Genomic DNA, 5705 nt, shown 5'->3' with positions numbered 1-5705 from the left:
CTTTTCAAACATCCTCTCAGTCTAGTCCTTATCAATGTTGGCGGTTTGCTCGCACTCGTCGGCTTTTTTTCATACGCGATCAACAATCCTACCTTCAATCTGATCGGTTTCTTTTACGGTGTCCCCCTGCTGCTCGGTGGTTTAGCTCTCAAATCTGCCGAACTCGAACCCGTTCCGTTTACTCAAGTTACTCCCGCCAATCTCATCAAGCTGCGCGAAGAGCAAGCAACACCCACGCTCAATCAAATTCGCAAAGATGTCACCCGTTATCGCTACGGACAAGAAGCTCATTTAGATCTGGCTTTAGAAAAATTAGGACTGGCTCCTAGCGATGACGATCGTCCCGTGCTCAAAGGTCTCCAAGAATCTGAGATCGATGGAGCCTACGCACTAACTTTAAAATTTTATTCGCCATTTATGGCACTCGATGTGTGGGAAGAAAAACGCGAGAAGATCGCTAGATTTTTCGGCCCTGGTGTCGATGCAAAGATCGCTCCAGATCTTGAAGATGAAGAAATTAATGTTACTCTGATTGTCGATCGCGCTACCGATCGAGTTACTTCTCCAGTCTGACGGCATACCATTGTAAGTATTGCCCAGGGCCTAGATCGAGTTCGCAGCTAGTATCTAATAAATATTTGACCCGATCGTCAACACTATTAATTTGCAAGACATCGATCGGCAGATCGTCGGCAAATTTGACGACAATTTCTTGGAGTTTGGCAAACATTTCGGTTGGAGTCAGTAACTGTTCCGGCAGATCTGTCTCCAACACCACATAAGCATCGTTATTAAACATTAAAGAGTCAGACATATGAATAGTGAATAGTGAATAGTGAATAGTGGATCGCTAAAAATCTCGAACGGCTTCTCAATATTATTATAGTGACAAAATTTATCTCATCCATTCATTTTCTTATTATTACTATTCACTTTTCACTATCCACTATCCACTAATTAACTTATGAATCCATTGCTCTCGCTTGACTATGAATCGGCGATCGAATCGCTGGGTAACGACTATTATGATGATGTAGTTGCAGCAGAGTTTCCCCAACAAATTTTACGTTTTCGGAATGATGACGTATTAGTTCGACTGGGACTAGATCCCAGCCAAGTCAGAGACGAAGATTTTGTCGAAGCTTTTGGTAAATTTACCAACCCATCTCATCCATTTCTAGCATTGCGCTATCACGGCTATCAATTTGGTGAATATAATCCAGGTTTGGGTGACGGACGCGGGTTTCTGTACGGACAGGTGCGGGGTATCGATGGCGAACTTTATGATTTTGGCACCAAGGGTTCGGGAAGAACGCCTTATTCTCGCGGCGGCGATGGAATGCTGACGCTCAAGGGTGGCGTGCGCGAGGTGCTAGCGGCTGAAGCTTTACATCAGATGGGCGTGCGGACTTCGCGCTGTTTGAGCATGGTAGAGACGGGTTTAGATCTATGGCGGGGAGACGAACCATCGCCGACGCGTTCTTCGGTAATGGTGCGGTTTAGTCGATCGCATATTCGATTTGGTACTTTCGAGCGATTGAACTATCTCAAACGTCCGGATTTAATTCAAAAGTTATTAGACCATGTAATTGCATATTATTACGGTCATCTCAGTACGATTGCAGGTGCAGAACGTTATATCCAGTTCTATACTGAATTAGTTCAAAAAGTAGCCGAACTAGTCGCGCAATGGATGTCGGTAGGTTTTTGTCATGCGGTATTAAATACCGATAATATGTCGATTACTGGTGAGAGTTTTGACTATGGCCCTTTTGCCTTCCTGCCTACTTATAATCCCGACTTTACTGCTGCCTATTTCGACCATTATGGCCGCTACAGTTACGGCAATCAACCAGGTATATGTAAGCTGAACTTGGATCTGCTTCAGAAGCCTTTGAGCGCAGTTATTGACACTAATGAGCTGGCTACAGCCTTGGCTAAATTTGAGGGATATTATTTTCCTCATTACAAACGATTGATGCTGCAAAAGCTCGGCTTTGAGGGCGAAACTACTCCAGTTCGCGATGAGTTACTGGTGGCGACACTACAACTATTAGCCGATACCCAAGTCGGCTATCATCAATTTTTCTTCGATCTGAGTCAAGCCTTTAAACTAAGATGGAAATCAGATCTCAATTCAGTTTTGAATGAGACAGAATTAATGCCAGAAGTAATCGGCAATTCTGGCTATCAAAAATGGTTGCAACTTTACCATCAAGCATTGAGCGATATTCCCGAATCGGAGTTTGACTCGATCGAAAGTCTTCTCGATCGATCGAATCCCCAAACGATATTATTACGTCCGCAAATCGAAGCAATTTGGGAACCAATTGCCCAAGAAAATAATTGGGAGCCTTTTTATGAATTATTAGCGAAGATTCGATCGGGTAATTAAATTAATTGATAATTGATAATTGATAATTGATAACTGAGTTGTTATCGCTGCCCACTATCTAGATTTCAGGTATAATCTATTCTACAAATAATTGAAATTACCTACTTGTATTTAATTCAACCGCAGAGGCGCAAAGAGCGCAGAGAAATAACAGATGGTAAGTACAGATCTGCCCGATCGCTTTTTAAAAACCGCATTAATTGTTGGTGGCGGACAGGGCATTGGATTGGGATTCGTGCGTAAGTTACTCGCAAATAAAGATCTAGAACGCGTTTATGCAACATATCGACGGTTAGAATCGGCAACAGAATTACTCGCGATCGCCGATGCTCGGTTAGAGTGTTTCCAGATGGATCTGACCGATGAGTCGCAAATTGCGGCGGTAATGCACAAGATTCAATCCGAGACAACTGCACTCCACTATGTTATTAACTGCGTGGGTGTCTTGCACGAAGGCGAGCTGCAACCAGAGAAAAGTTTGCGACAGATCGAAAGCGATCGATTGTTACGCTATTTTCAAGTTAATAGCGTCGGTGCGATGCTCTTGTTCAAACAAGTGCAGCCATTACTCAAACATCAAAATCGATCGATTCTAGCGACAATTTCGGCAAAAGTTGGCAGTATCGGCGACAATCAGCTCGGTGGCTGGTATGGTTATCGCGCATCCAAAGCCGCCTTAAATATGTTTATCCGCACCACTGCGATCGAGTATAAACGCACTTGCCCGCAAGCAATTTTAGTCGCCCTCCATCCCGGTACGACAGATACCCGATTATCGCTGCCATTTCAACGCAACGTGCCACCAGACAAATTATTTTCAGTCGATCGCACCGTAGCACAATTATTAACCGTCATCGATCGTTTAGAGCCTACCGATAGTGGCGAATTCTTCTCCTGGGATGGCAGCCGCTTACCATGGTAACAATTACTCTTTTCCCAGTCGTAAATTAGACATCTATAGTAGTGAGTGGATAGTGAATAGTGGATAGTTACAAGCCAAACTAACAAAAAAGAGGGATAAGTTATCATCAACTTTCCCTCTTTTTGGATATTAATTAAATAATAGCGCGAACCATTTATGCTTCTACTTTCATGTCGCGGAGACTATTGATATCCACCTCGATCGAAGGCCCCATAGTTGCCGAGACATACATACTCCGCCAGAAGCGACCTTTGGCTCCTGAAGGACGGTTGCGATCGATACTTTCTTGGAACGCCTTGAGATTGGTTACCAGGTCTTCAGGGGCAAATGCTGCCTTACCGAACAGAATATGCACGATCCCAGATTTATCGGCACGATACTCTAGTTTACCAGCTTTGAATTCGGCGATCGCCGCACCCAGGTCGGTAGCTACCGTACCAGCCTTAGGCGAAGGCATCAAACCGCGCGGGCCGAGGACGCGACCCAAACGAGCGATTTGTGGCATCATATCGGGAGTGGCGATCAACAGATCGAAATCCATCATCCCGCCCTGAATTTCGGCGATTAATTCTTCAGATCCGGCGAGATCTGCACCAGCAGCAGTAGCTTCAGCTACCTTTTCCCCACGGGCGATTACAGCAACACGGATCGTTTGTCCGGTACCTTTGGGCAATGCTACAGTCGTCCGTAATTGTTGGTCGGTATACTTAGGATCGATACCCAGACGGACGTGAACTTCGGCAGATTCGGCAAACTTCGCCGTTGCTGTTTCTTTGAGTAGTGCCATGGCTTCGAGCGGCTCGTAAGCACGAGTCTCGATTTTTTTAGCTAATTCTTGATAACGACGCGAATACTTTTTGGTCATGATTGCTCCTGGGGTGAATGACGAGGATCTACCTCTCCCCCAAATATGGTGGATAAAATACTAGTCAACGATCGCAACGCCCATGTTCCGAGCGGTGCCAGCAACGATCTTCATTGCTGCGTCGATGTCATTTGCATTGAGATCGGGTAATTTGATTTGCGCGATTTCTTGCAACTGTGCGGTGGTAATTTGACCGACTTTTTTCTTATTGGGTTCGTTAGAACCAGTTTCGATTTTGGCGGCTTTTTTGATCAGTACCGAAGCAGGTGGTGTCTTCAGGACGAAGGTAAAACTCCGATCTTCAAAGATCGAAATTTCTACGGGAATTACCGTACCAGTTTGTTCGGCAGTTTTGGCATTGTATTCTTTACAAAATGCCATGATATTCACACCATGTTGACCCAATGCAGGGCCGACTGGAGGTGCGGGGTTAGCTTTACCAGCATTGAGTGCTAGCTTGACGATTGCGACTACTTTCTTTGCCATTAGATGTGTATATTTAGCCCTGTCTTTGGACTTGGTTGAATTCGAGTTCTACGGGGGTATCTCTCCCGAAGATAGAGAGCAAGGCTTTAAGTTTACTCCGTTCTGGACTAACTTCAACGACCTCGCCTGCAAAGTCCTTAAATGGACCAGACATAACCATTATTTTATCGCCTTCGGTCAGATCTGTCTTCACTACGGCCTCTTGTTCGAGAGCTTGTTTGAAGATCCGATCTGCTTCGCCCCGCGATAGGGGGAGTGGCTTGACGTGTCCGCGTCCGCGTCCGTAGCCGCGTTTTTGTTCGGAGCCGACGAAATTGATCACGTTGGGGGTATTTTTGACTACCTGCCAAGCGTCGTCATCCATGGACATACTCACCAACACATAGCCGGGAAAAACTTTTTCTTCGGCGGGTGTTTTGGTACCATCTTTTTTGAGTCGGATGGTCGGAGTTTGGGGGATTTCGATTTGGTAGATGCGATCGCTCATGCCAAAGGAGTGAATCCGTTGGGTCAGGTCGATTTTGACACGGTTTTCACAGCCAGATGCGACTTGGACTGCATACCATCGAGCGGGTTCTTTTGCTTTAGTGTTACGACCTTCTTCTTCAAAGTCGTCATCTAATTCTTCATCGATCGAACTCATACAAACACCTTACTAGCAGCCCAGTCAAACAGGTTATTTACCAAGTAAATCGTCGTTGCCGATAGAGACACCATCGCAATGACGGCGAGGGATTCACTAATTAGTTGTTTGCGATCTGGCCAAATTACTTTGGCAAGTTCCGCTTTACTATCTTGGACTAGTTGCACCGGGTTAAAACCAGATGCCGATTTGGCAAGTGCCGGATCTGTGTTTGGCGGTTCGTTTTTTTTGACCATAGTCTCTAGCTCCGCTTTCATGAAGAGGATGTAAGGTTGACAGATTACTAGTTTACCTGAAATTTTTGCCTCCTGCTCGGTTAGAAATGGGATGGCCAGCATTTGTTTCGGGAATCGTTCGAGAATTGATAATTGGGCGTTGCTGGATTGAGGTATGA

General features: G+C 45.3%; 8 protein-coding genes. 3 read left to right on the top strand and 5 right to left on the bottom strand.

The features are described 5' to 3' along the window. On the top strand, positions 1 to 573 hold a 573-nt coding region (locus tag C7B77_RS22355; protein ID WP_106310076.1), incomplete at its 5' end, for a DUF2854 domain-containing protein. On the opposite strand, the gene C7B77_RS22350 is transcribed toward C7B77_RS22355, so the two are convergent. After that, positions 557 to 814, bottom strand: a complete 258-nt coding sequence (locus C7B77_RS22350; RefSeq protein ID WP_106310073.1) for a CRR7 family NDH-1 assembly protein — start codon at positions 812 to 814, stop codon at positions 557 to 559. The genes C7B77_RS22355 and C7B77_RS22350 overlap by 17 nt on opposite strands. Before the next feature lie 150 nt (positions 815 to 964). Here C7B77_RS22350 and C7B77_RS22345 point away from each other — a divergent pair, with 150 nt between their 5' ends. Both C7B77_RS22345 and C7B77_RS22340 read left to right on the top strand, forming a co-directional pair. Then, complete coding sequence (locus C7B77_RS22345) at positions 965 to 2395, top strand: protein adenylyltransferase SelO (protein ID WP_106310070.1); 1431 nt, start codon at positions 965 to 967, stop codon at positions 2393 to 2395. Between the two features lie 154 nt (positions 2396 to 2549). After that, positions 2550 to 3317, top strand: coding sequence for an SDR family NAD(P)-dependent oxidoreductase (locus C7B77_RS22340; protein ID WP_106310067.1), 768 nt, complete (start codon positions 2550 to 2552; stop codon positions 3315 to 3317). Positions 3318 to 3471: 154 nt separating this feature from the next. Here C7B77_RS22340 and rplA read toward each other — a convergent pair whose 3' ends face one another. The 4 genes from rplA to secE all read right to left on the bottom strand — a co-directional run. Next, positions 3472 to 4182, bottom strand: coding sequence for a 50S ribosomal protein L1 (rplA, locus tag C7B77_RS22335; protein WP_106310064.1), 711 nt, complete (start codon positions 4180 to 4182; stop codon positions 3472 to 3474). A 60-nt stretch (positions 4183 to 4242) separates the two neighbouring features. Next, a complete protein-coding gene (gene rplK / locus C7B77_RS22330; protein WP_106310061.1) occupies positions 4243 to 4668 on the bottom strand; it encodes a 50S ribosomal protein L11 in 426 nt (141 codons plus the stop codon). Positions 4669 to 4681: 13 nt separating this feature from the next. Continuing rightward, positions 4682 to 5311, bottom strand: a complete 630-nt coding sequence (gene nusG, locus C7B77_RS22325) for a transcription termination/antitermination protein NusG (RefSeq protein WP_106310058.1) — start codon at positions 5309 to 5311, stop codon at positions 4682 to 4684. Next, the coding region (gene secE / locus C7B77_RS31920) for a preprotein translocase subunit SecE (protein WP_425430844.1) at positions 5308 to 5705 on the bottom strand (398 nt) is incomplete at its 5' end. The genes nusG and secE, both read right to left, overlap by 4 nt.

This window comes from Chamaesiphon polymorphus CCALA 037 (genome assembly GCF_003003845.1).
Classification (GTDB): Bacteria; Cyanobacteriota; Cyanobacteriia; order Cyanobacteriales; family Chamaesiphonaceae; genus Chamaesiphon; species Chamaesiphon polymorphus.
Note: the sequence above shows the minus strand (reverse complement) of the source record. Positions and strands in the feature narration are given on the sequence as shown.